The organism is Streptomyces sp. NPDC002018, from assembly GCF_042890865.1.
In the GTDB taxonomy this organism is placed as follows: Bacteria; Actinomycetota; Actinomycetes; order Streptomycetales; family Streptomycetaceae; genus Streptomyces.
This window is the reverse complement of the sequence record NZ_JBIASO010000009.1, coordinates 108,253-133,253: the sequence shown is the minus strand read 5'-3', so window position 1 is coordinate 133,253 and position 25,001 is coordinate 108,253. Positions and strand designations below refer to the sequence as shown.

Genomic DNA, 25,001 nt, shown 5'->3' with positions numbered 1-25,001 from the left:
GCAACTTCTGGATAACGAGGTCAGACCGCGGGGGACGGGACGGCGGCCGCCGCGGGACCCGCTCCGGAGGGCGCGGCGGGATCCGCGCCGGAGAGGGAGGAGCCGGGCCCCGGACCGGGGGCCGAGGCGCCGGACCCCACGCCGGGGACGGAGACGGGGGCCGGGGAGCCGGACTCCGCGCCCGGTCCCGCCCCGGGACCGGAGGCCCCGTCGGAGGCCGGGTCCGAGCCGGGCGCCGAGGGTGTCCGCGTCCCGGCCTTCTTGCCCTTGTTCGCCGCCGCGACCCATTTCCGCAGATTGTCCGGGGTGATGCTCTCGTCACCCTTCTTCGGGAACACCGGCTCCCCGTTGAGCAGCACGGTCGGTGTCCCGGAGAATCCGCCCGTCCTGAACGCCGCCGCGGACTTGTTCACCCAGTCGTCGTGCGTGCCCTTCTCCACACACTGGCGGAATCCCGGCGCCGACTTCAGCCCCTCGACCTTGCCCGCCAGCTCCAGCAGCCGGCTGTTCCTGGCGAAGGCGTCGCTCGTCTCCGGCGGCTGGTTCTGGAACAGCACATCGTGGTACGGCGAGAACTTGCCGACGTCCTGGGCGCACGCCGCGGCGTTGGCCGCGCGCAGTGAGCCGCTGCCGCCCATGTTGCCGTCGATGATCGTGGCGAGGTGGTACTCGACCTTGAGCGAGCCCGCCCGCTCCAGCTCGTGGACCGTGTCCCGGAAGGCGTTCTCGAACTGGGCGCAGGCCGGACAGCGGAAGTCCTCCCACACCGTGAGCGTGGACGGCGCGTCCGGCGCCCCCACGGGGATCGCCAGATCGTCGGTGCCCTTGAGCCCGGACGGCGCGCTCACCGGTCCGGCCCCGCTGTCGCCCTTGCCCTTGCCGACCTCCGAGGCGACGACACCGATCACCCCGACCGCGCCGAGCACCCCGACGACCGCCACCGACATGACCAGGGTCCGCCTGCGCCTCTCCCGCACCTTGTCCGCTTCACGTGCCTGCTGGAGCCGCTCTCTCGCGGTCCGCTTTACCTCACGGTTCTTCTCGCTCACGCCCACAGCAACGAACCGGGAAGGCGCGTGCGCACCTTCCCGGTCCCAGGTCCACCCGTACGTGTGAGACGAACCGTCAGCGCTTGCGAACGCCCACGGCCAGCTCGGCCGCCAGCTCCCGTACCGCCGCCAGCCCGGCCGCCGTGCCGGGCGCGTCCAGCATCCGCTTCACGAACGCCGACCCCACGATGACCCCGTCCGCGAAGCCGGCCACCTCGGCCGCCTGCCCCGCGTCGGACACACCGAGCCCGACACAGACCGGCAGTCCGGTGGTGGCACGGGTGCGCAGCACCAGGTCCTTGGCCTCCAGACCCACCGACTCGCGCGTGCCGGTGACGCCCATCAGGGACGCCGCGTAGACAAAGCCGCTGCCCGCCGAGGTGATCCTGGCCAGCCGCTCGTCCTTGCTGCTGGGCGCCACCACGAAGACCGTCGCCAGCCCGTGCTTCTCGGCGTGCTCGCGCCACTCCGCCGACTCCTGGACCGGCAGGTCCGGCAGGATGCATCCGGCGCCGCCGGCCTCGGCCAGCTCGGCGGTGAAGCGCCCGACGCCGTACCGGTCGATCGGGTTCCAGTACGTCATCACCAGGACCGGCTTGCCGGTCGCCTCATGGGCCTCACGGACCGTACGCATCACATCGGCGATCTTCACGCCGCCCCGCAGCGCGATGTCGTCCGCGGTCTGGATCACGGGCCCGTCGAGCACGGGGTCGCTGTGCGGCAGCCCCACCTCGACCACGTCCGCGCCGCCGTCGAACACCGCCTTCACGGCCTCGATACCGTCGTCCACGGTCGGAAACCCGGCCGGCAGATAGGCGATCAGCGCGGCCCTGTTCTCGGACTTCGCCGTCGCGAGCGTGTCGCTCAGCAGCTCGATGTTCCCGCTCACTTGGCGTTCTCCCCGTCGTACAGCCCGAAGTAGCGGGCAGCCGTGTCCATGTCCTTGTCACCGCGTCCGGAGAGATTGACGACGATCAGCCCGTCCTTCCCCAGCTCGCGTCCCAGCTCCAGCGCGCCGGCCAGCGCGTGCGCGCTCTCGATCGCCGGGATGATGCCCTCGCTGCGCGACAGGAGCCGCAGGGCCCGCATCGCGTCGTCGTCGGTCACCGCGCGGTACTCACCGCGTCCGCTGTCCTTGAGATACGCGTGCTCGGGGCCGATGCCCGGGTAGTCGAGACCGGCCGAGATCGAGTACGGCTCGGTGATCTGGCCCTCCTCGTCCTGGAGCACGTACGACCGCGATCCGTGCAGGATGCCGGGCTCGCCCGCGGTCAGCGTCGCGGCGTGCTCGCCGCTCTCGATCCCGTGCCCCGCGGGCTCGCAGCCCACCAGCCGTACGCCCGCGTCGGGGATGAACGCGTGGAAGAGCCCGATCGCGTTGGACCCGCCCCCGACACAGGCGACGGCGGCGTCGGGCAGCCGTCCGGCGCGCTCCAGGAGCTGACGCCTGGCCTCCACTCCGATGACCCGGTGGAAGTCGCGCACCATCGCGGGGAAGGGGTGCGGACCGGCGACCGTGCCGAACAGATAGTGGGTACGGTCCACATTGGCGACCCAGTCGCGGAACGCCTCGTTGATGGCGTCCTTGAGGGTCTTGCTGCCGGACGCGACGGGGACGACGTCGGCGCCGAGCATCCGCATCCTGGCGACGTTCAGTGCCTGGCGCCGGGTGTCGATCTCGCCCATGTAGATGGTGCATTCGAGCCCGAAGAGCGCGCAGGCGGTGGCGGTCGCGACGCCGTGCTGTCCCGCGCCGGTCTCGGCGATCACCCGGGTCTTGCCCATGCGCCGGGTCAGCAGCGCCTGCCCCAGCACATTGTTGATCTTGTGGGAGCCGGTGTGGTTCAGATCCTCGCGCTTGAGGAACATCCGGACCCCGCCGGCGTGCTCGGCGAACCGCGGGACCTCGGTCAGCGCGCTGGGCCTGCCCGTGTAGTTGACCAGCAGCTCGTTCAGCTCGGCGGCGAAGGCGGGATCGCCCTTCGCCTTCTCGTACTCGACGGCGACCTCGTCGACGGCGGCGACGAGTGCCTCGGGGATGAACTTGCCGCCGAAGGCGCCGAAGTACCCCTCGGCGCTGGGGACATGACCGTCGGGGTCGGGAACGAAGAACTCGGAAGACACGCGGGGGACTCCTCTGGAGGCAGACGAACAGGACGCACCGTATGCGCCAGGGGCGGGGCGGTCCCGCGCGGCCGACATGCCGACATGCGGCCACGGGGGGACAGGGCCCGGGAGATCGGGACGGTCCGGGAGGTCCGGGAGCCGGTGGCGGAGCCACCGATTCCGGGACGGCGACGGCCGCCGCCGCGCGCACGGCACACCCGTCGGGCGGCCGTGCGGGGCGGCAATCGGAACCGCCACACCGTCCGGAGACCGGCCGCCGGAGCGACCGCGGGACCGTTCACCGCGGAACTCGTGCGCCGCGGAACGCCGTCGTACGGAACGGACCGCCGTCGTAGGGAACGGAGCCGTACGGATCAGCGCGCGGACACCGCGTCCACGGCCGCTCGCCACGCCCGGGGCGCGGCCGGGCGCCATCGCATGCCGTTGACCTGACCCGGCTCGTCACCGATGACGTACCGGACCCGCCGGCCGTGCACCCGTCGCGCCGGCGCACGGCACCCGCGCGGGCGGCAGCCACGCGCCAGCGCCGCGTGCGGCGTGTGCGGAAGGGCGACGGCGACGGTGTTCACGGCGGGGTCAGTCCCTCCCGTGCCGCAGCGCCGGATGGGCACCGGCCGCGACGAGATCGGCCACCGCGGCCTTCGGGTCACGCCCGGTCACCAGCGACTCGCCGACCAGTACGGCGTCGGCCCCGGCGTTGGCGTACGCGATCAGGTCGTGCGGTCCGCGCACCCCCGACTCGGCGATCTTCACGATGCCGGCCGGGATCTCGGGGGCGACCCGCTCGAACGTGCCGCGGTCCACCTTGAGGGTCTTGAGATCGCGCGCGTTGACACCGATGATCCTGGCGCCCGCGTCCACGGCCCGCTCGACCTCCTCCTCGTCGTGCACCTCGACGAGCGGGGTGAGCCCGATGGACTCGGCCCGCTCGATCAGGGAGACCAGCGCCTGCTGGTCGAGCGCGGAGACGATCAGCAGCACCAGGTCGGCTCCGTACGCACGGGCCTCCCAGAGCTGGTACGAGGTGACGATGAAGTCCTTGCGCAGGACCGGGATGTCGACCTTGGCCCGTACCGCCTCCAGATCGGCCAGCGAACCGCCGAAGCGCCGCTGCTCGGTCAGTACGGAGATGACGGCGGCGCCGCCCGCCTCGTAGTCGGCGGCGAGCCCCGCCGGGTCCGCGATCGCGGCCAGCGCGCCCTTGGACGGGCTGGAGCGCTTGACCTCGCAGATCACCTGGACGGATTCGCCACTCAGGGCGGCCACGCCGTCCTTGGCCTCGGGAGCCCTGGCCGCGCGCTGCTTCAGCTCATCGAGGCCGACGCGCGCCTGCCGCTCTGCGAGGTCGGCGCGGACGCCTTCGATGATCTCGTCGAGCACACTCACGCGAGGGGCCCCCTTTCCTGGACGGGTATGGGATGAGGATCAGCCATATCGATGCTAGCCGGAAGTGGCCGAAGGGTTCGCATCCGGTTGGCCGAGCATCCCACTGCCTGGGCGTTCAGGGTGCGAGCGACGAGCCGAAGGGAAGGTTTCTGATCACCGTGAAGAGCAGGATCACCCCGCCCAGCGCCCACCACCAGAGGGGCGCGAGGGTGATCCGCACCGGTAGCCCCTTCCCCGCCCGCACCACCCAGACCATCCAGACCACGGCGAAGACCGCGTAGCCGGCGACCGCGAGCGCGTTGGCGCCCAGGGCGGTGACGGGGTCGCCGTGCGCGACGGCGTAGGCACTGCGCAGTCCGCCGCAGGCGGGGCAGTGGAGCCCGGTCAGCCAGTAGAGCGGGCAGACGGGATAGTGGCCGGTTTCATTCGGGTCGACCAGACCGACATAGGTCCAGGCCGAGGCGATCGCGCCGAAGACGCCGAGCGGCGGGAGAAGCCTCCGCACGAGGGACCTCGGGGGCCCGCCGGGCACCGGCACGGACCGCACGACCGGCGCGGGCGGCACGGACGGGGCGGGCGGCGCAGACGGCACGGCCGGGGCGGCAGGGGCGTTCACCGCGGGCACCGGCACGGACGGCACCGCCAGTGCGGGCGGCAGGGGCGGCGCGGCCGGGGACCGGTCCTGCGCGGGGGTCGGCATGGCATCCACCCGGTGATTGTCGCCGCTCGTACGGAAAGACGCAGCCCGGTCGCGCCGGACTGCGTCTGGGGTGCGGAGCGCCGGCCCGCTCAGGCGGTCTGCGTCTGGGGCTCGCTCTGCGCCTCGGCCTTGGCGCTCTCGCCCGCCGCCTGGGCCTGTGCCTGCGCCGCGGCCTGCGGCCGGCCGGCCAGCTCCCGGGCGCGTACCAGCTCCTCGGACTCCTTGGGCATGCCCAGACCCGCGGCCTTCATCGCCAGACCGACGACACCACCGAGCAGGATGATGGCGATACCGGCCCAGAACCCGAGCGAGTTCGCCGCCACCATGAAGACTCCCGAGACGCAGAAGCCGATGAAGGCGATGGTGACACCGGTCCAGGCCGCCGGGGTGTGTCCGTGGCTGCTGCCCGCCATGAGTTGCTCCTCGTTCCTGTTGCGCTGTGTGAGTCGTGAGTCGGACGCTCAACGGACATTGTCCCGCATCGGCAACCCGTTCGGCCCCGGGGGGTCGGGCGGTGTGGTTCAGCTCTCCCGTGCGGGGTTCCGTACGGGGTCCTCACCCGTCGGGTCCTCGCCCCGGTCCAGGGCCTTCCACAGGTCCTCGGGACGGTCGGGGTCCACGACGGGCGCCCGCCGCCCCGCGCGCCCGGCGGAGCCGCCGGAGCCCGCTCCGCCGGCCCGCTCGTACCGCCCGGACATCGCGGGCCACTGCCTGCCGTAGAGCAGCGCCAGCACGCCCGTGAGCAGGATCAGCACCCCGCCCGCGGCGGTCACGTACGGCCAGGCGGTGTGGCTCAGCCCGTCCACCGTCGCGGCGGTGTCCCCGGTGGTCCTGGCGGCCAGTTCGTCCAGCGCCGAGCTGTCCGAGGCGCCGAGGAACGCCGCGAGGGCCGCTCCCGCGCCGCTCAGCGCCAGCAGGGCGGCGACCAGCAGCCGCCCGGCCCTGCGGACGGCGAAGACCGCGACGAGCGCCGCGAGACCGACGACGGCGAGCGCGGCGGGCACTCCCGTGACATCACGGCCGTTGGCGTCGAGCGGCACGGAACCGCCCCCGACGGCCGCCGTGCCCTCCGCCCAGGTCTGGCCGGAGGCGATCAGCGCCACGGCGGCGCCGACGGCGCCGAGGAACAGGGCCGCCGCGAGAACACGGCGGCCGCCGCTCGTCGCGGTGGCCCCCGGAGCGGCGGTACGGGGCTGGGGTACGGGTACGGCACTCACGTACCCCACTATCCCCTACCGTGTCACCCGCCGTTCAGGCGGTTGGCGGTATGCACGGCCCGGAGCACGGCTGCCGCCTTGTTGCGGCACTCGATGTCCTCGGAGACCGGATCGGAGTCGGCCACGACACCCGCTCCCGCCTGCACATACGCCGTGCCGTCCCGCAGCAGGGCGGTCCGGATGGCGATGGCCGTGTCCGAGTCGCCTGCGAAGTCGAGATAGCCGACACAGCCGCCGTACAGTCCGCGCCGGGTGGGTTCCAGCTCGTCGATGATCTGCATGGCGCGCGGCTTGGGCGCCCCGGAGAGGGTGCCCGCGGGGAAGCAGGCGGTCAGGACGTCGAAGGCGGTACGGCCCTCGGCGACCCGCCCGGTCACGGTGGACACGATGTGCATGACGTGCGAGTACCGCTCGACCGACATGAAGTCCACCACCTCGACGCTGCCGGGGGCGCAGACACGGCCCAGGTCGTTACGGCCGAGGTCCACCAGCATGAGGTGCTCGGCGCGCTCCTTGGGGTCGGCGAGCAGTTCCTCGGCGAGGGCCTGGTCCTCCTTCGGGGTGGCGCCCCGGTGCCGGGTCCCGGCGATCGGATGCACCATCGCGCGCCCGTCCTCGACCTTGACCAGGGCCTCCGGGCTGGAGCCCACGACATCGAAGGTCCTGCCGTCCTCGTGCGGGAAGCGGAAGAGATACATGTACGGCGACGGGTTGGTGGCCCGCAGCACCCGGTAGACGTCCAGGGCGCTCGCGCTGACGGGCGTCTCGAAGCGCTGCGAGGGCACGACCTGGAAGGCCTCGCCCGCCCTGATCCGTTCCTTGATGTCCTCGACGGCGGCCCGGTAGTCGGGGCCGCCCCAGAGCGCGGTGTACTCGGGCAGCTCGGACTCGGGCAGCGCGGCCGGCGCGGAGTGGAGCGGCTCGGCGAGATCGGCGGCCATGGCGTCGAGCCGGGCGACGGCGTCCGCGTACGCCTCGTCGACCCCGGTGTCCAGGTCGTTGTGGTTGATCGCGTTGGCGATCAGCAGGACCGTGCCGTCCCAGTGGTCGAGCACGGCGAGGTCCGAGGTGAGCAGCATGGTCAGCTCGGGGATGCGCAGATCGTCGCGCGCGTGCTCGCCGATCCGCTCCAGCCTGCGGACGATGTCGTAGCCGAGATAGCCGACCATGCCCCCGGTGAAGGGCGGCATGCCGGAGGAGAGGCCGCGGGGGGTGTGCAGGGTCTCCACGGTGGCGCGCAGGGCGGCCAGCGGATCACCGTCCACGGGGACCCCGACGGGCGGGGTGCCGAGCCAGTGGGTGTGTCCGTCGCGTGCGGTGAGCGTGGCGGCGGACCGTACCCCGATGAAGGAGTACCGGGACCAGGAGCGGCCGTTCTCCGCGGACTCCAGCAGAAACGTCCCGGGACGCTCGGCGGCGAGCTTGCGGTACAGGCCGACCGGGGTGTCGCCGTCCGCGAGGAGGCGCCTGCTGACGGGGATCACACGGCGGTCCACCGCCAGCTTGCGGAAGGTCTCAAGGTCCATGGCGGCTGACCCTACTCGGTGGGAAGGAGCCGGACATTCACCGTCCGAGCGGCAGGACGTCCGCGTCGAAGCAGGTGCGCGCGCCGGTGTGGCAGGCGGCCCCCACCTGGTCGACCTGGACCAGAACGGTGTCGGCGTCGCAGTCCAGGGCGACGGACCTGACGTGCTGGACATGGCCGGAGGTGTCGCCCTTGACCCAGTACTCACGGCGGCTGCGGGACCAGTAGGTGCAGCGGCCCGTGGTCAGGGTGCGGTGCAGGGCCTCGTCGTCCATCCAGCCGAGCATCAGCACCTCGCCGGTGTCGTACTGCTGGGCGATGGCCGGGAGCAGTCCGTCGGGCGTGCGCTTGAGCCGGTCCGCGATCGCGGGGTCGAGTCCGCCGCTCGGGCCGGGGGCACCGGCGCCGGTGGTACGGGAGGTGCTGGACGTGCCGGACGTGCTGGTCATGAGTTCATTGTGCCGCGCCCGCGCCCCGTACCGGGCCCGGTGTCCACTGGGCGGACGGGACACGGCCACCGTAGGGTGGGGGCCATGTCGACCCATGCCAAGCGTGAACGGCTTCTGCTCGCAGACCTGTTGGAGGCCGCGGGCCCCGAGGCGCCGACCCTCTGCGACGGCTGGCTGGCCCGGGACCTCGCGGCCCATACGGTGGTGCGCGAGCGCCGCCCCGACGCGGCGGGCGGGGTGCTGGTGCCCGCGCTCAGGAACCGGCTGGAGCGGGTGCAGGCCGAGTACGCCGCGAAGCCGTACGAGGAGCTGATCCAGCTCATCCGTACGGGACCGCCGCGGCTGTCCCCGTACGGCATCAAGCAGATCGACGAGGCGGCGAACGCGATCGAGTTCTACGTCCACGCCGAGGACGTCCGGCGGGCGCAGCCCGACTGGACGCCGCGCGAGCTGGACCGGGTCTTCGCGGACACGCTCTGGTCCCGGGTGGAGAAGGGCGGCCGGATGCTGGGGCGCAGGTCCCCGGTGGGGCTGGTGCTGCGCCGCCCGGACGGCCAGACGGCCGTGGCCCACCGCGGCACACCGGTGGTGACGGTCACCGGTGAGCCGGGTGAGCTGGTGCTCTTCGTGTTCGGACGGCAGAGCGTCGCGGATGTGGAGCTGGAGGGCGACCAGGACGCGGTCGCCAAGCTCCGCGAGGCGAAGCTCGGTATCTAGAGCAGTCCGCGGTCAGTTCGCGATCAGTTCGCGGGGGCAGGGGTGAGCGGGCAGGCGCCCCGGTACTCCGCGATCGCCGGGCCCGGCAGCGGCAGGGGGCAGAGGAACCGCTCGTAGCGCCGGTCGTTGTCGATGAAGCGCTTCAGCCAGGACACGCTGTACTTCGCGATCGTGGTGTTCTCCGTGGCCGGGGTCCGGTGGACAGCGCCCCTCAGCTCCAGATACGCCTTGTCCAGCACGGCGGGCAGGGACGCGTAGAACGGCTCGGAGTGGGTCGCGACGGGCGCGACCGTGTCGCCGTCGGCCCCGATCACCAGGGTGGGCGTGCGGACCTCGGGCCAGGTGGTGTCCAGGTTCCAGCCGGTCAGGGGGATGGCCGCCTTGAGCGAGGGACGGCTCTTGGCCGCCGCCAGGGAGCCTCCCCCGCCCATCGAGTGGCCCATGACGCCGAGCCGGGTGCGGTCGACCCGGTCCCTCACCGGGGATTCACCCGTCAGATGGTCCAGTGCGGCGAGGAGTTGACGTCCCCGGCCGGCGGGCTGGTCGAGCACCGTGAGGGTGTCGATGGTGAAGACCACGAATCCCTGGGAGGCGAGCCTCGGTCCGTACCAGGCGACGGTCGACCGACTGGCGGTGAAGCCGGGCGAGACGGCCACCGCGCCGAAGGTGCCGTCGGCGGTGGACGTCGGGTAGTGGATGGTGCCGCCGCCGAAGCCCCTGACGCTCGACCGTGCCACCCGGAGCTGGGAGACGGCGTACGGGCCGAGGGGAGCCTCGACGGAGGCCACGGTCGGCGCGGGACCGCGCTCGTACGGATTGTCCGCGGTCGGAGCGGTCCGCGCGGCCGACACCACGGCACGGGCGGACGCGGCAGGAACGGGGGCGGCAGGAACGGGGGCGGCAGGAGCGGGGGCGGCAGGAGCGGGGGCGGACGCGGCGGACGCGCCCGTCGTGCCGGGCATCAGCGCGGCGAGGAGAGCGGCCGTCGCGACCGCCGCCGCCGACAGGCTCCGGACGGTGCGTACGCGGGCGGGGACGGGAACGGGGACGCGGGCGAGGGGACGCGTCGGCGGGTGCTGCTGCACGGTGGGGGGCCTCTCGGTCGTGACGGAGCCACACCGGAAGCCGTCGGACGCACCGGAGTGGAACCGCGATTGTCACTGGCGGTTCCACTCTCCCGGCGCGTCCGCCCCGGACGCACCGGCGAGTTCACCGGTCTTCACCAGCGGTCGCCGGTCTTCACCGGGTCACACAAACGGATGATGACGTGCCGTCAACGCACCCGTCCGCCGGCACCCGCGGGAGTGCCCCTCCCAGCGGCCCCGCCCAACGGCCCTGCCCGGCCCGACGGACCGGCTCAGCGCACCGGATGGCCCGCTTCCCGCAGCGCGGTCTTGACCTCCGAGATCCGCAGATCGCCGAAGTGGAAGACGGAGGCCGCCAGCACGGCGTCCGCGCCCGCGTCGATGGCGGGCGGGAAGTCCGCGAGCCGGCCGGCGCCCCCGGACGCGATGACGGGCACGGTCACATGCCGGCGCACGGCCGCGATCATCTCCGTGTCGTAGCCGTCCTTCGTACCGTCCGCGTCCATCGAGTTGAGCAGGATCTCCCCGGCGCCCAACTCGCCCGCCCGGTAGGCCCATTCGACGGCGTCGATCCCGGTGCCCCGGCGTCCGCCGTGGGTCGTGACCTCGAACGAGCCGGACGGTGTGCGCCGCGCGTCGACCGACAGCACCAGCACCTGCCGTCCGAAGCGCTCGGCGATCTCCCGGATCAGCTCGGGCCGGGCGATGGCGGCGGTGTTGACGCCGACCTTGTCCGCGCCGGCCCGCAGCAGCTTGTCGACGTCCTCGGCGGTGCGGACTCCCCCGCCGACGGTGAGCGGGATGAAGACCTGCTCGGCGGTGCGGCGCACCACGTCGTAGGTCGTCTCACGGTCCCCGGACGAGGCGGTGATGTCGAGGAACGTCAGTTCGTCGGCGCCTTCGGCGTCGTACAGCTTGGCCATCTCGACGGGGTCGCCGGCGTCGCGCAGGTTCTGGAAGTTGACGCCCTTGACGACCCGGCCGTTGTCCACGTCCAGACAGGGGATGACCCGTACGGCGAGGCTCATGAGGCACCTCCCCGGTACGCCTCGACCTCGACCTCGACGACAAGGCTCGGGTCGATCAGACCGGCGACGACGATCATCGAGGCGGCGGGCCGCACGGCGTCGAACAGTTCCTTGTGGGCGCGGCCGACCTCGTCGGCGTCCCTGGCATGGGTGAGATACATCCGCGTACGGACGACATGGCCGATGTCGAGGCCCAGCTCCGCCAGCGCCTTGACGGCGACGCCGAACGCGGTCCTCGTCTGGTCGTACGGGCCGCCCTCCGCGATCCTGCCGTCGACCACCGAGGTGCAGCCGGACACCAGCACCAGACCGTTGGGGAGCTCGACCGCGCGGGAGTAGCCGAAGGACTCCTCCCAGGGGCCGCCGGACGAGATCCTCCGTACCCCGGCTCCGTCGGTCATCCGTTCACCGCCGTCAGCGCCTCTTCCAGGGTGAACGCCTTGGCGTAGAGCGCCTTGCCGACGATCGCGCCCTCGACTCCCACGGGCACGAGGGAGGCGATGGCGCGCAGATCGTCCAGCGAGGAGACCCCGCCGGAGGCGACGACCGGCTTGTCGGTCGCGGCGCAGACGTTCTTCAGCAGCTCCAGATTGGGGCCCTGGAGGGTGCCGTCCTTGGCGATGTCGGTGACGACGTAACGGGCGCAGCCCTCGGAGTCCAGCCGGGCCAGGATCTCGTAGAGGTCGCCGCCGTCACGAGTCCAGCCCCGGCCGCGCAGGGTGGTGCCGCGTACGTCGAGGCCGACCGCGATCCGGTCGCCGTGCTCGGCGATGATCCGGGCGACCCACTCGGGGGTCTCCAGCGCGGCCGTGCCGAGGTTGACCCGGGTGCAGCCGGTGGCGAGGGCCGCGGCGAGCGAGGCGTCGTCGCGGATACCGCCGGAGAGTTCGACCTTGATGTCCATGGCCCGGGTGACCTCGGAGATCAGCTCGCGGTTGTCGCCGGTGCCGAACGCCGCGTCGAGGTCCACGAGATGCAGCCACTCGGCGCCGGAGCGCTGCCAGGCGAGGGCGGCTTCGAGGGGGGAGCCGTAGGACGTCTCCGTACCGGACTCGCCGTGGACGAGCCGTACGGCCTGGCCGTCGCGGACATCGACGGCGGGGAGGAGTTCGAGCTTCGGCACAAGAGCCTCGGGTGACATCAGAGGGTTCCGATCCAGTTGGTCAGCAGCGTGGCACCGGCGTCGCCGGACTTCTCGGGGTGGAACTGGGTGGCCCACAGTGCCCCGTTCTCCACGGCGGCGACGAATGGCTCGCCGTGCGCGGACCAGGTGACCCTGGGAGCGCGGATCTTGGGGTTGGTGACTTCCAGGTTCCAGTCGTGCACCGCGTACGAGTGGACGAAGTAGAACCGGGCCTCGGGGTCGAGTCCGGCGAACAGCTCGCTGTCCGGCGGTGCCTGGACGGTGTTCCACCCCATGTGGGGGACGATCGGCGCGGTGAGCGGCGCGACCGTGCCGGGCCACTCGTCGAGGCCCTCGGTCTCCACTCCGTGCTCGATGCCCCGCTCGAAGAGGATCTGCATCCCGACACAGATCCCCAGGACGGGACGGCCGCCCGCGAGTCTGCGTCCGATGATCCAGTCGCCCCGGGCCGCGGTGAGCCCCTTCATACAGGCGGAGAAAGCGCCGACCCCGGGGACGAGCAGCCCGTCGGCGTTCATCGCGCGGTCGAAGTCACGGGTGATCTCGACATCGGCGCCGACCCGGGCGAGGGCCCGCTCCGCGGAGCGGACATTGCCGAAGCCGTAGTCGAACACGACGACACTCTTGGGGCTCTTGCCGCTCTTGCCGCTCTTGCTGGTCTCGGTCATTCCCAGATCCCTTGGATACGCAGGACCCCGGCGACCAGACAGAGCACGGAGCAGAGCGCGAGCAGCACGATCACGCCCTTGGGCAGCTTCTGCTTGGAGAAGGAGTAGACACCCCCGGCCAGAAACAGTCCCACGACGATCAGAATGGTCGACAGACCGGTCACAGGGCGCCCTTGGTCGAAGGAAGAATGCCCACCGCGCGCGGGTCGCGCTCGGAGGCGTACCGCAGGGCACGCGCCAGGGCCTTGAACTGGCACTCCACGATGTGGTGCGCGTTCCGCCCGTACGGGACATGGACATGCAGCGCGATCTGGGCCTGGGCCACGAAGGACTCCAGGATGTGCCGGGTCATGGTGGTGTCGTACTCACCGATCATCGGCGCCATGTTCTCGGGCTCGGTGTGCACCAGATACGGACGCCCCGAGAGGTCCACCGTCACCTGGGCGAGCGACTCGTCCAGCGGGACCGTGCAGTTGCCGAACCGGTAGATGCCGACCTTGTCGCCGAGGGCCTGCTTGAAGGCGGCGCCGAGGGCGAGCGAGGTGTCCTCGATGGTGTGGTGCGAGTCGATGTGCAGATCGCCCTCGGTCTTCACCGTGAGGTCGAACAGACCGTGCCGGCCGAGCTGGTCGAGCATGTGGTCGTAGAACCCGACCCCCGTCGACACGTTCACTTCGCCCCTGCCGTCGAGATCGATCTCGACGACGACGGAGGTTTCCTTCGTACTGCGTTCCACACGGCCGATGCGGCTCATGCGCTCTGCTCCTTCTTCAGATCACGTACCGCGTCGAGGAACGCGTCGTTCTCGGACGGGGTGCCCGCGGTGACCCGCAGCCGGCCCGGTACGCCGTTGTCACGGACCAGGACACCCCGGTCCAGAATCCGCTGCCAGGCCGTGTGGGAGTCCTCGAAGCGGCCGAACTGGACGAAGTTCGCGTCCGACTCGGTGACCTCGTAACCGATCGCCCGCAACTCCCCGACCAGCCGGTCCCGCTCGGCCTTGAGCGTCTCGACGTACCCGAGCAGCGTATCGGTGTGCTCCAGCGCGGCGAGCGCGGTGGCCTGGGTGATGGCGGAGAGGTGGTACGGCAGGCGCACCAGCTGCACGGCGTCGACCACGGCCGGGTGCGCGGCGAGATAGCCGAGGCGCAGCCCCGCCGCCCCGAAGGCCTTGGACATCGTGCGGGACACCACGAGATACGGCCGGTCCTCCAGGAGCGGCAGCAGGGAGGCCCGGTGGCTGAACTCGACATAGGCCTCGTCCACCACGACGAGCGACGGCCGCACCGTCTGCGCGGCCTCGTACAGCGCGAGGACCGTCCCGGCGTCGACCGCCGTGCCCGTGGGGTTGTTGGGCGAGGTGATGAAGACGACATCGGGCCGGTGCTCGGCGAGCGCCTCGCGCGCCGCGTCCACGTCGATGGTGAAGTCCTCGGTGCGCGGTCCCGAGATCCAGCCGGTGCCGGTGCCGCGCGCGATGAGGCCGTGCATCGAGTACGACGGCTCGAAGCCGATCGCCGTACGGCCGGGGCCGCCGAAGGCCTGGAGCAGTTGCTGGATGACCTCGTTGGAGCCGTTGGCGGCCCAGACGTTCGCGGCGGTCAGCGGGTGCTTGCCGGTACGGGTGAGATACGCGGCCAGTTCGGTGCGCAGCTCGACCGCGTCCCGGTCGGGGTAGCGGTTGAGCCCCCGGGCGGCCTCGCGGACCCGCTCGGCGATCCGCTCGACCAGCGGCTCGGGAAGCGGGTAGGGGTTCTCGTTGGTGTTGAGCTGTACGGGGACATCGAGCTGGGGGGCGCCGTAGGGGGACTTGCCGCGCAGTTCGTCCCGTACCGGCAGGTCGTCGATGCCGAAGGGCCGGGGACTGGTCATGCGCCGGGCACCTGCCGTCCACGGTCCCGGTGCGGCTCGCCTCCGGCGAACCGCGCCCTGACGGCCGCGCCGTGGGCCGGCAGGTCCTCCGCCTCCGCGAGCGTCACCACATGGTGGGCGACCTCGGCGAGCGCCTTCTCGCTGTAGTCCACGATGTGGATCCCGCGCAGGAAGGACTGGACGGAGAGCCCCGAGGAGTGGCAGGCGCAGCCGCCGGTCGGCAGGACATGGTTGGAGCCCGCGCAGTAGTCGCCGAGCGAGACCGGGGAGTACGGACCGACGAAGATCGCGCCGGCGTTGCGGACCCGCCCCGCCACCTCGGCGGCGTCGGCGGTCTGGATCTCCAGGTGCTCGGCGCCGTACGCGTCGACGACCCGCAGGCCGTCCTCGACGGAGTCGACCAGGACGACCGCCGACTGGCGGCCGGAGAGCGCGGGGACCACCCGGTCCTCGATATGGCGAGTGGCCGCCACCTGCGGCTCCAGTTCCTTCTCCACCGCGTCGGCCAGCTCCACCGAGTCGGTGACGAGGACGGCCGCGGCGAGCGGGTCGTGCTCGGCCTGGCTGATCAAATCGGCGGCGACATGGACGGGGTCGGCGGTCGCGTCGGCCAGGATCGCGATCTCGGTGGGGCCCGCCTCGGCGTCGATGCCGATCCGGCCGGTGAAGTACCGCTTGGCGGCGGCGACCCAGATGTTGCCGGGCCCGGTGACCATGTTCGCGGGGGCGCACTCCTCGGTGCCGTACGCGAACATCGCGACGGCCGTGGCACCGCCCGCCGCGTACACCTCGTCGATCCCGAGCAGCGCGCAGGCGGCCAGGATGGTCGGGTGCGGCAGACCGCCGAACTCCCGCTGGGCGGGGGAGGCCAGTGCGATGGACTCGACCCCCGCGACCTGCGCGGGCACCACGTTCATGACGACGGAGGACGGATAGACGGACCGGCCGCCCGGGGCGTAGAGCCCCACGCGCTCGACCGGGACCCACTTCTCGGTGACCGTGCCGCCGGGGACGACCTGGGTGGTGTGCGTGTCGCGGCGCTGGGCGCGATGGACCAGTTCGGCCCGCCGGATCGACTCCTCCAGCGCGGCGCGGACGGCGGGGTCGAGCGCCTCCAGCGCGGCGCCGAGAGCGGCCACGGGCACCCGTACCCGCTCCAGCGTCACACCGTCGAACCTCTCCGCGTACTCGATCAGCGCCGCGGTGCCCCGATGATGCACGTCCTCGCAGATGGGCCGCACCTTCTCCAGGGCGGCCTCCACATCGAACTCGGCTCGGGGCAGCAGGTCACGCAGGGCTCCACCCTCGGGGAGGGCGTCACCGCGCAGATCGATTCGTGAGATCACGGGGTCAATTCTCGCAGACCGGATCAGGCCGCCGGACGCCCGTATCACTGGCTGATACATGCCACGCGAGGCACACCTCACCACTAGCGTTCAGCGCGTCACTCAGAGGGAAGAACCGTTGTACGGACCATCCGACAACCTTCCGTGAATGGTTCGTGACCATCTGCACATCATCAGGGGAAGCGGAGGCGGCAGTGACCGAGCCGCAGGACGACGAATCTCCCGACTGGCTCAGCGCGGCGGAACTGGGTATGTGGCAGTCGTTCCGCAACGGCAGCACCTACGACCTGAGCACCTCGGACCCACTGCTGAACGATCCCTTCTCGCCGCTCCCCTGGGGCACCGGGCGCAGAGTGCGCGCCCGTGTCATCGCCCTGCTGCTGCTCAGCGGGCCCGCGGCGCTCCCCGGCCGGGTCGCGGCGCTCAAGCTGCGCGGGGTCCAGATCACCGGGACGCTCAATCTCGCGGGCGGCACGATCGCGCCGTACGTCGAGCTCAACCACTGCCGCTTCGAGAACGAGGTGGTCCTGCCCGAGTCGCACTTCACCACCCTGCGGATGGTGGGGTGCGCGATACCCCGCCTCGAAGCGGCCCGGCTGCGCACCGAGGGGGACCTGCATCTGCCTCGCTGCCGGGTCGACCGGGGCATCCGGCTCACCGACGCGCAGATCGGCACGGATCTGCTGATCAGCCAGATCGATGTACGGCCCGACCGGCTGGGCCGGGCGATCACCGCCGACGGGATGTCCGTCGCCCAGGATCTCCAGGCCGATCAGATCGAGACATACGGCGAGGTCAGTCTGCGGGGCGCGAAGGTCGGGGTGTCGCTGAGCCTGCGCGGCAGCCGGCTGCGCGCCGCCCAGGACGGGCGCGCGCTGAACGCTCCGCAGCTCACGGTGGAGCGGTCGCTCCATATGACGGGCGCGTGGGTGAGCGAGGCGACCGGCCGGCCCGGGACCACGCCGCCGCACGGCGTCGGGCGCGTCTCCAGCCCGCTGCACGGCACCCGGTTGCAGCCGTTCGAATGCCGGGGCGGGGTGCGGCTGGACGACGGCCGGTTCGGGGACGCGATCGACGTGGACCAGGCACGGTTCTTCTTCTCGGCCACGGACGAGTTCTCGATGCGCAGGATCGTCACTCCCGAACTGCGGTTCAAGTGCGAACGCCCGGAGGAGGGCAGGGTCGTCCTCAGCGGCGCGAAGATCGTCACCCTGGTCGACATGTCGACGAGCTGGCCGGGGCCCGGCGGTCTGGCGATGGGCGGCTTCGTCTACGAGAACCTCGTCCCGTTCGGGCACTTCCCGCTGCTCCGGCGGCTGGAGTGGGTGGCGGCCGCGACCCCCGAGTACTCCCCCGAGCCGTACGAGCGGCTGGCGCAGGTGCTGCGCAACAGCGGCGAGGACGCGGACGCGCGCGAGGTGCTGCTCGCCAAGCAGCGACGGCGCCGCGAGACGCTGCCGCTCGCCGCGAAGCTCTGGGGATACCTCCAGGACTGGACGGTGGCGTACGGCTACCGCCCCGGCCGGGCGGCACTGTGGATGGCGGTGCTGTGGGGCGCGGGCACGATCGGCTTCGCGCATCACGCCCCGCCGTCGATCAAGGCCACGGAACACCCCGAGTGGAACCCGGCGCTCTACGCGCTGGATCTGCTGATCCCGGTGATCAACCTCGGCCAGGACGGCTACTGGCTGCTGAAGGGCGGCTGGCAGTGGGCCGCGGCGGCCCTGGTCATGCTCGGCTGGATCCTCGCCACCACGGTGGCCACGGGCGCCTCCCGCCTGCTCAGGCGCGGCTGAGGGTTTCTTGTTTTGGGGGCTCGGTTCGCCTCCGGGGCGCTTCATGTCGATGCCGACAGTCGACCGTGCTCGGCCGCTCGTACCTCACGGCCTCCGCGCGCTCTCCTTTTCGGCACCGACGCGCCCCTTCGGCTCACTCGCCGGCGGCCGACAGCGGCCGGAAACAGGTCCCCCACCCCAGGCGGTCTGCGCGCGGCCAGCGCGCGGCCACACCTCGGGGAGCGGGGCGGCGTCGGCGGCCGACAGCAGCCGGAACATGTCCGCACCCCGGGCCGGTGGGCGCGCGGCACACCTCGGGGAGCGGGGCGGCGTCGGCGGCCGACAGAAGCCGGAAATATGACCGCACCCCGGGCCGGTGGGCGCGAGCGGCGCCTGCCCGCACCCCAGGGGCACCTGTTTCTTTACCGTCCCTTGACTTCGGGCAGGACAACCTTTCCGCCCGCTACGAAAGCTTCACAGCCGCCCCCTGGCGGCCTCCGTCACCTGCGGTTTTCAATGGTCCGCACCATGTCATTGCTTCGCGCCCTGATCAGCACCGCGCGTACGGTCCGGCACTCCTCCCAGCTCACCGCCGGGCTGCCGCCGGACGACGCGGTGCTGCTCGACGCCCCGGACGAGCGGCTCGGGCCCGCGCTGGTCTCCGCCGCGCTCGGTGAGTACGAGCAGGCCGCGAAGCTGCTGGCGACCACCCGGGAGTCGGCCGAGTGGGAGAACCGCGACCGTTATGTGATGCGGCTGGCCGCCTTCGCCCACGGCCGGGACGCCTGGCTGACCGCCTGGCTGAGCGTCGCGCCCCGCGACCCCGACGCCCTGCTCGTCAAGGCCGAACTCGCCATCCGCAGGGCCTGGCGGTCGCCCGCCCGCGCCGAACGGCTGCGGGAGACCGGTTCGCTGATCGACGCCGCCGCCGACGGCGATCCCCGCGACCCGGTGCCCTGGCGCGTCGCGCTCGACCACGCCCGTGGCACGCACGCCACGCACTCCGCCTTCGAGTCGCTGTGGGAACAGGCGGTACGTCGCTCCTCGCACCACTACGGCTGCCATGTCGCCGCGCTCCAGTACCTCTCGCCCCAGTGGTACGGCTCACACCGCGAGTCCTTCGATTTCGCCGAACAGGCGGCGTACGACGCGCTGCCCGGCTCCCTGGTGCGCGCGCTGCCGGTACGGGCCGCCTTCACCCAGCTCCTGGACGGACGGCTCACCTCCGTGCAGGCCGACCGCGTCGACGCCGCCGCCGATCTCGCCGTCACGGTCTCCGCCGAGTACGCGGCCTGCGATCCCTGGCCGGCCGAGGTGCGCAATCTGCTGGCGTACGTGCTGGTGGAGCGGGGCCGCTGGGACGCGGCGCTGGAGCAGTTCCGGCTGATCGGACCGTGCGCGACCTCCTTCCCGTGGACCTGTTTCACCGACGATCCGCTGGGCCAGTTCCTGGAAACACGTGACGCCGCGCGGCTCCAGGTGGCCTCCGCGACGCCTTTGCGCGGCAGAGCCGAACGGAGACCGCCCCGCGGCCACTACGCTTGACCGTTGTGACCACCGCACGCCTCCCTCTCTTCCCGCTGAACGCGGTGCTGTTTCCGGGCCTCGTCCTGCCCCTGAACGTCTTCGAGGAGCGCTATCGCGCGTTGATGCGCGAGCTGCTCAAGACGGACGAGTCCGAGCCGCGCCGCTTCGCCGTGGTCGCCATCCGCGACGGGTACGAAGTCGCGCCGACCGCGCCGGGCATGCCGGACACGACGGCCGTGCCCGCGCGCGGGCCCGCCGCCGGCTTCGGCCCCGAACCTCTCGACGCCTTCCACCCGGTGGGATGCGTCGCGGACGCGGCGACCATCCGCGAGCGCCCCGACGGCAGTTTCGAGGTGGTGGCCACCGGCACCACCCGGGTCCGGCTGCTCTCGGTCGACGCGAGCGGCCCGTATCTGACGGCCGAGCTGGAGGAGCTTCCCGAGGAGACGGGCGACGGCGCCCGCGCCCTGGCCGAAGGGGTGCTGCGGGCGTTCCGCAGCTACCAGAAGCGGCTGGCGGGCGCGCGCGAGCGTTCGCTCTCCGCCGGCGACGAACTCCCCGACGAGCCCTCGGTGGTGTCCTATCTGGTCGCCGCCGCGGCCGTCCTGGACACCCCGGCGAAGCAGCGGCTGCTGGAGGCTCCGGACATCGCGACCCGGCTGCGCGAGGAGCTGAAGCTGCTGCGCGCCGAGACGGCGGTGATCCGCCATCTTCCGTCCCTGCCCGCGGTGACGCTGACGCATACGCCGCCCAGCGCCAACTGACACCCCGACCGACGCGAGGAATGGACGCCTTGGCGAAGAAGTCCAAGAAGCAGCAGCAGTCCGGAGGCACCCCGGCGACCGTCGCGCTGACCGCGGCGGGCACGGCGTACACCCTGCACGCGTACGAGCACGACCCGGCGTCCCCGTCCTACGGCGAGGAGGCGGCCGAGGCACTGGGCGTCTCCCCGGACCGTGTCTTCAAGACGCTGGTCGCGGACGTCGACGGCGAACTGACCGTGGCCGTCGTCCCGGTCGCCGGCTCGCTGAACCTCAAGGCCCTCGCGGCGGCGGTCGGCGGCAAGCGCGCGGCGATGGCGGACCCGGCGGCGGCGGAACGTACGACGGGCTATGTACGCGGCGGTATCTCACCGCTGGGCCAGCGCAAGCGGCTCCGTACGGTCCTCGACGCCTCGGCCGGGTCGCACTCCACCATCTGCGTCTCGGCGGGCCGCCGCGGTCTGGAGGTCGAGCTGTCCCCCGAGGATCTGGCCACGCTCACGGCGGCCGTCCTGGCCCCGATCGGCCGCGCCTGACGAGCCCTGCCCGTCCCGGTCCGCCGACTGCTCAGGGCTGCTTCCGCGGGGCGTCCCAGGACCGGCCGTCCTCGCCCCGCGGGGGTCCGTACGACGGGCCCCAGTCCCACTCCGGTTCCGGATCGCGGGGGCCGAAGAGGGCCGTCAGGGAGAGATGGACGACCATCGCCGCGACCGGCCACGCCAGGAGCGCGCCCTTCGCGTTCAGTTCGAGGGGCGCGTCGAACGTGACCCCCGTACCGGCCGCCTTGGCGTGTGCCACCACGTCCGGCGTGGGGCCGAGCCAGGTACCGAGCTTCCACGCGAGCACCGCGCCCAGCAGTCCGCCCAGTGCCAGCCCGACCACCAGCGGGATACCGCCGCGCCTGCGGAACAGGAACACCAGCCCCGCGCTGACCGCGCCGAAGCCGAGCGCCAGCAGCAGGAACGTCCCGTCGGCGGCGATCGCCTCCTCGCCCTCGGTGTCCTTGAGGAAGACCGCCGTCGCGTCCGAGATCAGCGGGACGCGCGGTGCCAGCCACAGCCACAGCAGTCCGAGCGCCAGCCCCGACACCGCGACCGCCACCAGGACCACGGCGGCCTGGCGCACCTCGGTCCGCAGATCGGACTCCCCCTCCTCGGCCCCGTCCCCGGGGAAGGGTGAGGACCCGGCCGGCGGTGACTGCCAGGGGTCGTCGTGCGGTGGCTGGTGAGGCGGCGTCAGGGGAGCGGTCACTGTGCCATCGTGCCAGGCCCGGCGCCGTGATGCCTCATCGGACCGCCGCACGCCGGTACGCCCGGGTCGCCACGGCCAGCGAGACGACACCGACGGCCGCGCACACCGTGAGATCGAGCCCGACGGCCGCCCAGTCGGGATGCGCGTCGAACGTACGGGCGAGTGCCTCGACCCCATAGGTGGAGGGCAGCAGATCACGGGCGTACGCCACCGGCCCCGGCAGCCGGTCCGCGGGCAGTACGCCCAGCAGCAGCGCCGCGGACATGCCGAGCTGGCCCAGCAGCGTGGCCAGCTCCTGGCGCGGCGCGAGCAGACCGCACGCCGCGCCGAGCCCCGCGAGAGCGGCGCCGGACAGCGGAATCACCGCCACCAGCACCCAGAGATGGGTGAGGGGCAGATCGAAGAGAACGCTCCCGGTGACGGCGGTGACCGCGGTGCCGGGCACCGTGAACGAGGCGTACGCGCCCGCCGCGCCCAGCACCACCGCCGCCGGCGGCACGGGCAGCGTGGCGTAGTGGTCGAGACCGCCGCTCGCCCGGAGCTGACCGAAGTACTGGGCGAGCAGATTCAGTGCCACGAACGCCACGACGAGCACGCTCGATCCCGCGACGACCGCCCGTGCCTCGTCGCCCCCGTCGACGACCCCCCGCATCAGGACCATGATCCCGACGGACTGGAAGGTCGCCACGAAGAGCAGCGGGATCCGGGCGACGCGGGCCCGCGAGAGCTGCGCCCGGTAGACGGCGGCGAGCGAGGGCAGCAGCCGGGCACGGGGCGCGAGGGGCGCCGGTCCACCGTCCGCCGGCTGCGCGGTCTCCGCCGCTGTCCCGGCTCTCCCGGACACGGCCTCCGCGGGCACGATGCTCACCTGGCGCTGCTCCTGTTCGCTCCGTACCGGGGGCCGTTCCGTATCTGGGGCCCGTTCCGTACCTGAGGGCGGGCGCTCACGCCTTCACCAGCCCCTTCGTACGTCCGCCGAGCGCCAGATAGACATCCTCCAGGCTCGGTGTGGCCAGCGTGAAGTCGTCCAGCGCGGCGAAGGCCGCGCCGCCGGTCACGGCGGCGACGGCCGCGCGGGCCTCCTCGGGGGCGAGCCGCAGCACCCAGCGGCGCCCCGACTCCTGCGCGGATCCGCGCAGCGCGGCAACCTCGGGCACCTCCAGCGGTGCCCGCTCACGCCACACCAGTTCCACCCTGACCTCCCCCGCGACCTGTTCCTTCAGCCCCGAGGGGGTGTCACAGGCGATGACCCTGCCCCGCTCCAGCACCGCGACCCGGTCGAGCACGGTCTCCGCCTCGATCACATTGTGGGTGACCAGCAGGACGGTCGTGCCGCGCTCGGCCCGCCGCCGGTCCACCGCCGCCCACACCGCGCGCCGCGCGACGGGGTCCATCCCGGTGGTGGGCTCGTCGAGCACGAGGACGGGCCGCTCCCCCACCAGCGTGGCGGCGAAACAGGCGAGCCTGCGCTGCCCGCCGGAGAGCTTCTTCAGCGGGCGCCCCGCGATCCCGGTGAGCCCCAGCTCCTCCAGCACCGCGTCCCGCTCGACGCGGGCCGCCCGCAGCGCGAGCCCGCGCAGCCGCCCGGTGGTCTCGGCGGCGAGCGCGACGGTCAGTTCGTCGAGGGCCGTCGACTCCTGGCCGAGATAGCCGATGAGACGGGAGGCGCGTTCGGGATGACGCACCAGATCGTGGCCGAGCACCTCGACCTCGCCGGAATCGGGCCGCATCAGACCGGTGAGCTGCCGTACGAGCGTGGACTTGCCCGCTCCGTTCGGCCCGAGCAGACCGAAGATCTCACCGCGCCGTACCGTGAGTGAGATCCCGTCGGTGGCGCGTACGGCCGGCGTCCCGGGAGTCCCCCGTCCGCCACGCGCGGCGGGGTACGTCTTGACCAGATCGCGCACCACACACACCGTACTCACGAGCAACGACCATACGGGGTCCCGCCGGGCGGACGCGTCGCGGGTCTCTCTTCCCCCGCGCCCCGCCACCGCCGGAAGCAGCCCCGCGCCGCGTACCGCCCCTCGCCGGGAGCCGCCCCGCGCCGCGCCACCGCCGGGCAGCCGCGGGGTGCCCCGCCTCTGTCTGCGGCTATGTCTGCGGCGCCTTGTCCGCCGCCGCCCTTACGTCGATCTCGCGCCAGAACCCCGCCCGGATCGCATACCGGTCGTGCTCGTCGATCTGGTCGTCCTTGTGGGCCAGCAGCCCGAACCGCGCCGCGTACCGCAGCAGTTCCCCGTCGATCCGGTGCGGCACCCGCGGGTACATCACCGACAGCTTCTGGACATGGCCCGCGTCCGGGAGCCGTTCCATCCAGCGCCGCGCGAAGACCTGTCCCACCTCGAACGGGTCCCCGCCCACGGTGGTGATGTCCTCCTCACGGTCCGCCCAGCGCTGCTCCGCGCTGGTGAGCTGCGCCAGCGTCGGCAGCGACGCCGTCTCCGGCGGCTCCCCCGCCGTACCGCCGCCCGGCCGCTCCACCCACCCCTTGTCGGAGGACCAGCGGAGGGTCGCGTTCGCGGGCTGCTGCGCGGCCGGCTGGGCCTGCGGTCCGCCGGGGCCGCGCAGGCTCGCCAGGTCCTTGGGGGTGGGGACGCTCTTCCCGCCGGCGGCCGGCGGGTGGGACTCGGCGGCGCCGTGCTCCCCGGCCGGCCGCTCCGAGCCGTTGCGCCGCCCGGCCGTCGCCTCCTCCGCCTCCGCCGCGCGCTCGGCCGACGCGAGCGCCGACTCGGGCAGCGGCGCGGAGAGGATCGCCGCGATCTCGGGCCGGGGGGCGGGGGGCGGCGCGCAGACCCCGCCCAGATCCTTGGCGCGTACGGCCTTGGTGATCCAGGACCGGTCGAGCACCCGCCGCTCGTCGGCCTCGGCGACCAGGTCCTCGGACTGGTTGTAGTCGCCGTCGGCCGCCTGCACCGCCCAGAGGTGTACGGCGACGCCATGCTCCTTGGCCGACATCAGTCCGGGCAGCAGATCCCCGTCCCCGGTCACCAGCACCACATCGGAGCAGGCACGATTTCTGGCCAGCTCGGTCAGCTCCGCGTGCATCGCGGCGTCGACGCCCTTCTGCGCCCAGCGCCCGTCGCTGCGGGTCAGCGCGCCCAGCCGTACGGTGACGCGGGGCATGACCCGCAGCCGCCGGTGCTCGGGCTGCGGCACCCGGTCGGGGGCGCCGTCGAACCAGTAGATACGGAGCAGCGGCTGTTCCGTATCGGCCTCGGCGCGTTCGCGCAGGCCCTGGATGAGGGCGGCATGGTCGACGGTGATGCGGGAACGTGCCGGTTCTCCGGCGAGAAGACTCGCGGCGGCGCCCAGCAGATAGCCGGCGTCCACCAGGACGACGCAGCGGTCCACGTGTTCCACCCTCTTTCGGG

Annotated in this window: 28 protein-coding genes; 5 read left to right on the top strand and 23 right to left on the bottom strand. The window is 72.5% G+C overall.

Annotated elements, in window-relative coordinates:
• Positions 1 to 20 precede the first annotated feature (20 nt).
• The 10 genes from ACFYYH_RS17120 to hisI form a co-directional block, all read right to left on the bottom strand.
• A complete protein-coding gene (locus tag ACFYYH_RS17120; RefSeq protein WP_388551384.1) occupies positions 21 to 1,049 on the bottom strand; it encodes a DsbA family protein in 1,029 nt (342 codons plus the stop codon).
• A gap of 76 nt (positions 1,050 to 1,125) precedes the next feature.
• Complete coding sequence (trpA, locus tag ACFYYH_RS17115) at positions 1,126 to 1,938, bottom strand: tryptophan synthase subunit alpha (RefSeq protein ID WP_388551382.1); 813 nt, start codon at positions 1,936 to 1,938, stop codon at positions 1,126 to 1,128.
• Positions 1,935 to 3,173 (bottom strand): tryptophan synthase subunit beta, encoded by a 1,239-nt coding sequence (trpB, locus tag ACFYYH_RS17110; protein ID WP_388551380.1) that lies wholly within the window; start codon positions 3,171 to 3,173, stop codon positions 1,935 to 1,937. The genes trpA and trpB overlap by 4 nt, the downstream gene beginning before the upstream one ends.
• 356 nt (positions 3,174 to 3,529) lie before the next feature.
• Positions 3,530 to 3,745 (bottom strand): tryptophan biosynthesis modulator TrpM, encoded by a 216-nt coding sequence (trpM, locus tag ACFYYH_RS17105; RefSeq protein WP_388551378.1) that lies wholly within the window; start codon positions 3,743 to 3,745, stop codon positions 3,530 to 3,532.
• A 7-nt stretch (positions 3,746 to 3,752) separates the two neighbouring features.
• Positions 3,753 to 4,562: an indole-3-glycerol phosphate synthase TrpC gene (trpC, locus tag ACFYYH_RS17100; RefSeq protein WP_388551377.1), complete on the bottom strand. Its 810-nt coding sequence runs from the start codon at positions 4,560 to 4,562 to the stop codon at positions 3,753 to 3,755.
• A 115-nt stretch (positions 4,563 to 4,677) separates the two neighbouring features.
• A complete protein-coding gene (locus ACFYYH_RS17095) occupies positions 4,678 to 5,262 on the bottom strand; it encodes a DUF2752 domain-containing protein (protein WP_388551690.1) in 585 nt (194 codons plus the stop codon).
• Positions 5,263 to 5,351: 89 nt separating this feature from the next.
• Complete coding sequence (locus ACFYYH_RS17090; RefSeq protein WP_388551375.1) at positions 5,352 to 5,675, bottom strand: HGxxPAAW family protein; 324 nt, start codon at positions 5,673 to 5,675, stop codon at positions 5,352 to 5,354.
• 108 nt (positions 5,676 to 5,783) lie between these two features.
• The gene (locus tag ACFYYH_RS17085) at positions 5,784 to 6,488 is read right to left on the bottom strand and encodes a TIGR02234 family membrane protein (RefSeq protein WP_388551373.1); all 705 of its coding nucleotides are present in this window, start codon (positions 6,486 to 6,488) and stop codon (positions 5,784 to 5,786) included.
• Positions 6,489 to 6,502: 14 nt separating this feature from the next.
• On the bottom strand, positions 6,503 to 8,005 hold the full coding sequence (locus ACFYYH_RS17080; RefSeq protein ID WP_388551371.1) for an anthranilate synthase component I: 1,503 nt from the start codon (positions 8,003 to 8,005) through the stop codon (positions 6,503 to 6,505).
• A gap of 37 nt (positions 8,006 to 8,042) precedes the next feature.
• A complete protein-coding gene (gene hisI / locus ACFYYH_RS17075) occupies positions 8,043 to 8,453 on the bottom strand; it encodes a phosphoribosyl-AMP cyclohydrolase (protein WP_388551369.1) in 411 nt (136 codons plus the stop codon).
• A gap of 84 nt (positions 8,454 to 8,537) precedes the next feature.
• Here hisI and ACFYYH_RS17070 point away from each other — a divergent pair, with 84 nt between their 5' ends.
• Positions 8,538 to 9,170 carry a TIGR03085 family metal-binding protein gene (locus tag ACFYYH_RS17070; RefSeq protein WP_388551367.1) on the top strand — a complete coding sequence of 211 codons (633 nt, stop codon included), beginning with the start codon at positions 8,538 to 8,540 and terminating at the stop codon, positions 9,168 to 9,170.
• A 23-nt stretch (positions 9,171 to 9,193) separates the two neighbouring features.
• Here ACFYYH_RS17070 and ACFYYH_RS17065 read toward each other — a convergent pair whose 3' ends face one another.
• From ACFYYH_RS17065 to hisD, 9 genes are all read right to left on the bottom strand, one after another.
• Positions 9,194 to 10,132 carry an alpha/beta hydrolase gene (locus ACFYYH_RS17065; RefSeq protein ID WP_388551688.1) on the bottom strand — a complete coding sequence of 313 codons (939 nt, stop codon included), beginning with the start codon at positions 10,130 to 10,132 and terminating at the stop codon, positions 9,194 to 9,196.
• 395 nt (positions 10,133 to 10,527) lie between these two features.
• Positions 10,528 to 11,283, bottom strand: a complete 756-nt coding sequence (hisF, locus tag ACFYYH_RS17060) for an imidazole glycerol phosphate synthase subunit HisF (RefSeq protein WP_388551366.1) — start codon at positions 11,281 to 11,283, stop codon at positions 10,528 to 10,530.
• Positions 11,280 to 11,684, bottom strand: a complete 405-nt coding sequence (locus tag ACFYYH_RS17055) for a RidA family protein (protein WP_388551364.1) — start codon at positions 11,682 to 11,684, stop codon at positions 11,280 to 11,282. Before ACFYYH_RS17055 ends, hisF begins: the two co-directional genes overlap by 4 nt.
• On the bottom strand, positions 11,681 to 12,406 hold the full coding sequence (gene priA, locus ACFYYH_RS17050; RefSeq protein ID WP_388551687.1) for a bifunctional 1-(5-phosphoribosyl)-5-((5-phosphoribosylamino)methylideneamino)imidazole-4-carboxamide isomerase/phosphoribosylanthranilate isomerase PriA: 726 nt from the start codon (positions 12,404 to 12,406) through the stop codon (positions 11,681 to 11,683). Before priA ends, ACFYYH_RS17055 begins: the two co-directional genes overlap by 4 nt.
• 17 nt (positions 12,407 to 12,423) lie before the next feature.
• The gene (hisH, locus tag ACFYYH_RS17045) at positions 12,424 to 13,095 is read right to left on the bottom strand and encodes an imidazole glycerol phosphate synthase subunit HisH (protein WP_388551362.1); all 672 of its coding nucleotides are present in this window, start codon (positions 13,093 to 13,095) and stop codon (positions 12,424 to 12,426) included.
• Positions 13,092 to 13,259 carry a hypothetical protein gene (locus tag ACFYYH_RS17040; RefSeq protein ID WP_388551360.1) on the bottom strand — a complete coding sequence of 56 codons (168 nt, stop codon included), beginning with the start codon at positions 13,257 to 13,259 and terminating at the stop codon, positions 13,092 to 13,094. The genes hisH and ACFYYH_RS17040 overlap by 4 nt, the downstream gene beginning before the upstream one ends.
• Positions 13,256 to 13,849, bottom strand: coding sequence for an imidazoleglycerol-phosphate dehydratase HisB (gene hisB / locus ACFYYH_RS17035; RefSeq protein ID WP_388551358.1), 594 nt, complete (start codon positions 13,847 to 13,849; stop codon positions 13,256 to 13,258). Before hisB ends, ACFYYH_RS17040 begins: the two co-directional genes overlap by 4 nt.
• On the bottom strand, positions 13,846 to 14,967 hold the full coding sequence (locus ACFYYH_RS17030; RefSeq protein ID WP_388551357.1) for a histidinol-phosphate transaminase: 1,122 nt from the start codon (positions 14,965 to 14,967) through the stop codon (positions 13,846 to 13,848). The genes hisB and ACFYYH_RS17030 overlap by 4 nt, the downstream gene beginning before the upstream one ends.
• Positions 14,964 to 16,313: a histidinol dehydrogenase gene (hisD, locus tag ACFYYH_RS17025; RefSeq protein WP_388551355.1), complete on the bottom strand. Its 1,350-nt coding sequence runs from the start codon at positions 16,311 to 16,313 to the stop codon at positions 14,964 to 14,966. Before hisD ends, ACFYYH_RS17030 begins: the two co-directional genes overlap by 4 nt.
• Positions 16,314 to 16,507: 194 nt before the next feature.
• On the opposite strand from hisD, the gene ACFYYH_RS17020 reads away from it, so the two are divergent.
• From ACFYYH_RS17020 to ybaK, 4 genes are all read left to right on the top strand, one after another.
• Entirely contained in the window at positions 16,508 to 18,109 is a 1,602-nt protein-coding gene (locus ACFYYH_RS17020) for an oxidoreductase (RefSeq protein ID WP_388551353.1), read from the top strand.
• 495 nt (positions 18,110 to 18,604) lie between these two features.
• Entirely contained in the window at positions 18,605 to 19,633 is a 1,029-nt protein-coding gene (locus tag ACFYYH_RS17015) for a hypothetical protein (protein WP_388551351.1), read from the top strand.
• Positions 19,634 to 19,638: 5 nt separating this feature from the next.
• Positions 19,639 to 20,379: an LON peptidase substrate-binding domain-containing protein gene (locus ACFYYH_RS17010; protein ID WP_388551349.1), complete on the top strand. Its 741-nt coding sequence runs from the start codon at positions 19,639 to 19,641 to the stop codon at positions 20,377 to 20,379.
• A gap of 29 nt (positions 20,380 to 20,408) precedes the next feature.
• On the top strand, positions 20,409 to 20,912 hold the full coding sequence (gene ybaK / locus ACFYYH_RS17005; protein ID WP_388551347.1) for a Cys-tRNA(Pro) deacylase: 504 nt from the start codon (positions 20,409 to 20,411) through the stop codon (positions 20,910 to 20,912).
• Between the two features lie 31 nt (positions 20,913 to 20,943).
• On the opposite strand, the gene ACFYYH_RS17000 is transcribed toward ybaK, so the two are convergent.
• From ACFYYH_RS17000 to ACFYYH_RS16985, 4 genes are all read right to left on the bottom strand, one after another.
• Positions 20,944 to 21,627: a DUF2567 domain-containing protein gene (locus ACFYYH_RS17000; RefSeq protein WP_388551345.1), complete on the bottom strand. Its 684-nt coding sequence runs from the start codon at positions 21,625 to 21,627 to the stop codon at positions 20,944 to 20,946.
• Positions 21,628 to 21,661: 34 nt separating this feature from the next.
• On the bottom strand, positions 21,662 to 22,495 hold the full coding sequence (locus ACFYYH_RS16995; protein ID WP_388551344.1) for an ABC transporter permease: 834 nt from the start codon (positions 22,493 to 22,495) through the stop codon (positions 21,662 to 21,664).
• A 76-nt stretch (positions 22,496 to 22,571) separates the two neighbouring features.
• Positions 22,572 to 23,543: an ABC transporter ATP-binding protein gene (locus ACFYYH_RS16990; RefSeq protein WP_388551685.1), complete on the bottom strand. Its 972-nt coding sequence runs from the start codon at positions 23,541 to 23,543 to the stop codon at positions 22,572 to 22,574.
• Between the two features lie 178 nt (positions 23,544 to 23,721).
• Positions 23,722 to 24,990, bottom strand: a complete 1,269-nt coding sequence (locus tag ACFYYH_RS16985; protein ID WP_388551342.1) for an NYN domain-containing protein — start codon at positions 24,988 to 24,990, stop codon at positions 23,722 to 23,724.
• Positions 24,991 to 25,001 lie beyond the last annotated feature (11 nt).

Coding starts and splice junctions, on each gene's coding strand:
- ACFYYH_RS17095 (WP_388551690.1), bottom strand. CDS start 5,262: ATGCCGACCCCCGCGCAGGACCGGTCCCCGGCCGCGCCGCCCCTGCCG.
- ACFYYH_RS17090 (WP_388551375.1), bottom strand. CDS start 5,675: ATGGCGGGCAGCAGCCACGGACACACCCCGGCGGCCTGGACCGGTGTC.
- ACFYYH_RS17080 (WP_388551371.1), bottom strand. CDS start 8,005: ATGGACCTTGAGACCTTCCGCAAGCTGGCGGTGGACCGCCGTGTGATC.
- hisI (WP_388551369.1), bottom strand. CDS start 8,453: ATGACCAGCACGTCCGGCACGTCCAGCACCTCCCGTACCACCGGCGCC.
- ACFYYH_RS17070 (WP_388551367.1), top strand. CDS start 8,538: ATGTCGACCCATGCCAAGCGTGAACGGCTTCTGCTCGCAGACCTGTTG.
- ACFYYH_RS17065 (WP_388551688.1), bottom strand. CDS start 10,132: ATGCCCGGCACGACGGGCGCGTCCGCCGCGTCCGCCCCCGCTCCTGCC.
- hisF (WP_388551366.1), bottom strand. CDS start 11,283: ATGAGCCTCGCCGTACGGGTCATCCCCTGTCTGGACGTGGACAACGGC.
- ACFYYH_RS17055 (WP_388551364.1), bottom strand. CDS start 11,684: ATGACCGACGGAGCCGGGGTACGGAGGATCTCGTCCGGCGGCCCCTGG.
- hisH (WP_388551362.1), bottom strand. CDS start 13,095: ATGACCGAGACCAGCAAGAGCGGCAAGAGCGGCAAGAGCCCCAAGAGT.
- hisB (WP_388551358.1), bottom strand. CDS start 13,849: ATGAGCCGCATCGGCCGTGTGGAACGCAGTACGAAGGAAACCTCCGTC.
- ACFYYH_RS17030 (WP_388551357.1), bottom strand. CDS start 14,967: ATGACCAGTCCCCGGCCCTTCGGCATCGACGACCTGCCGGTACGGGAC.
- ACFYYH_RS17015 (WP_388551351.1), top strand. CDS start 18,605: ATGGTCCGCACCATGTCATTGCTTCGCGCCCTGATCAGCACCGCGCGT.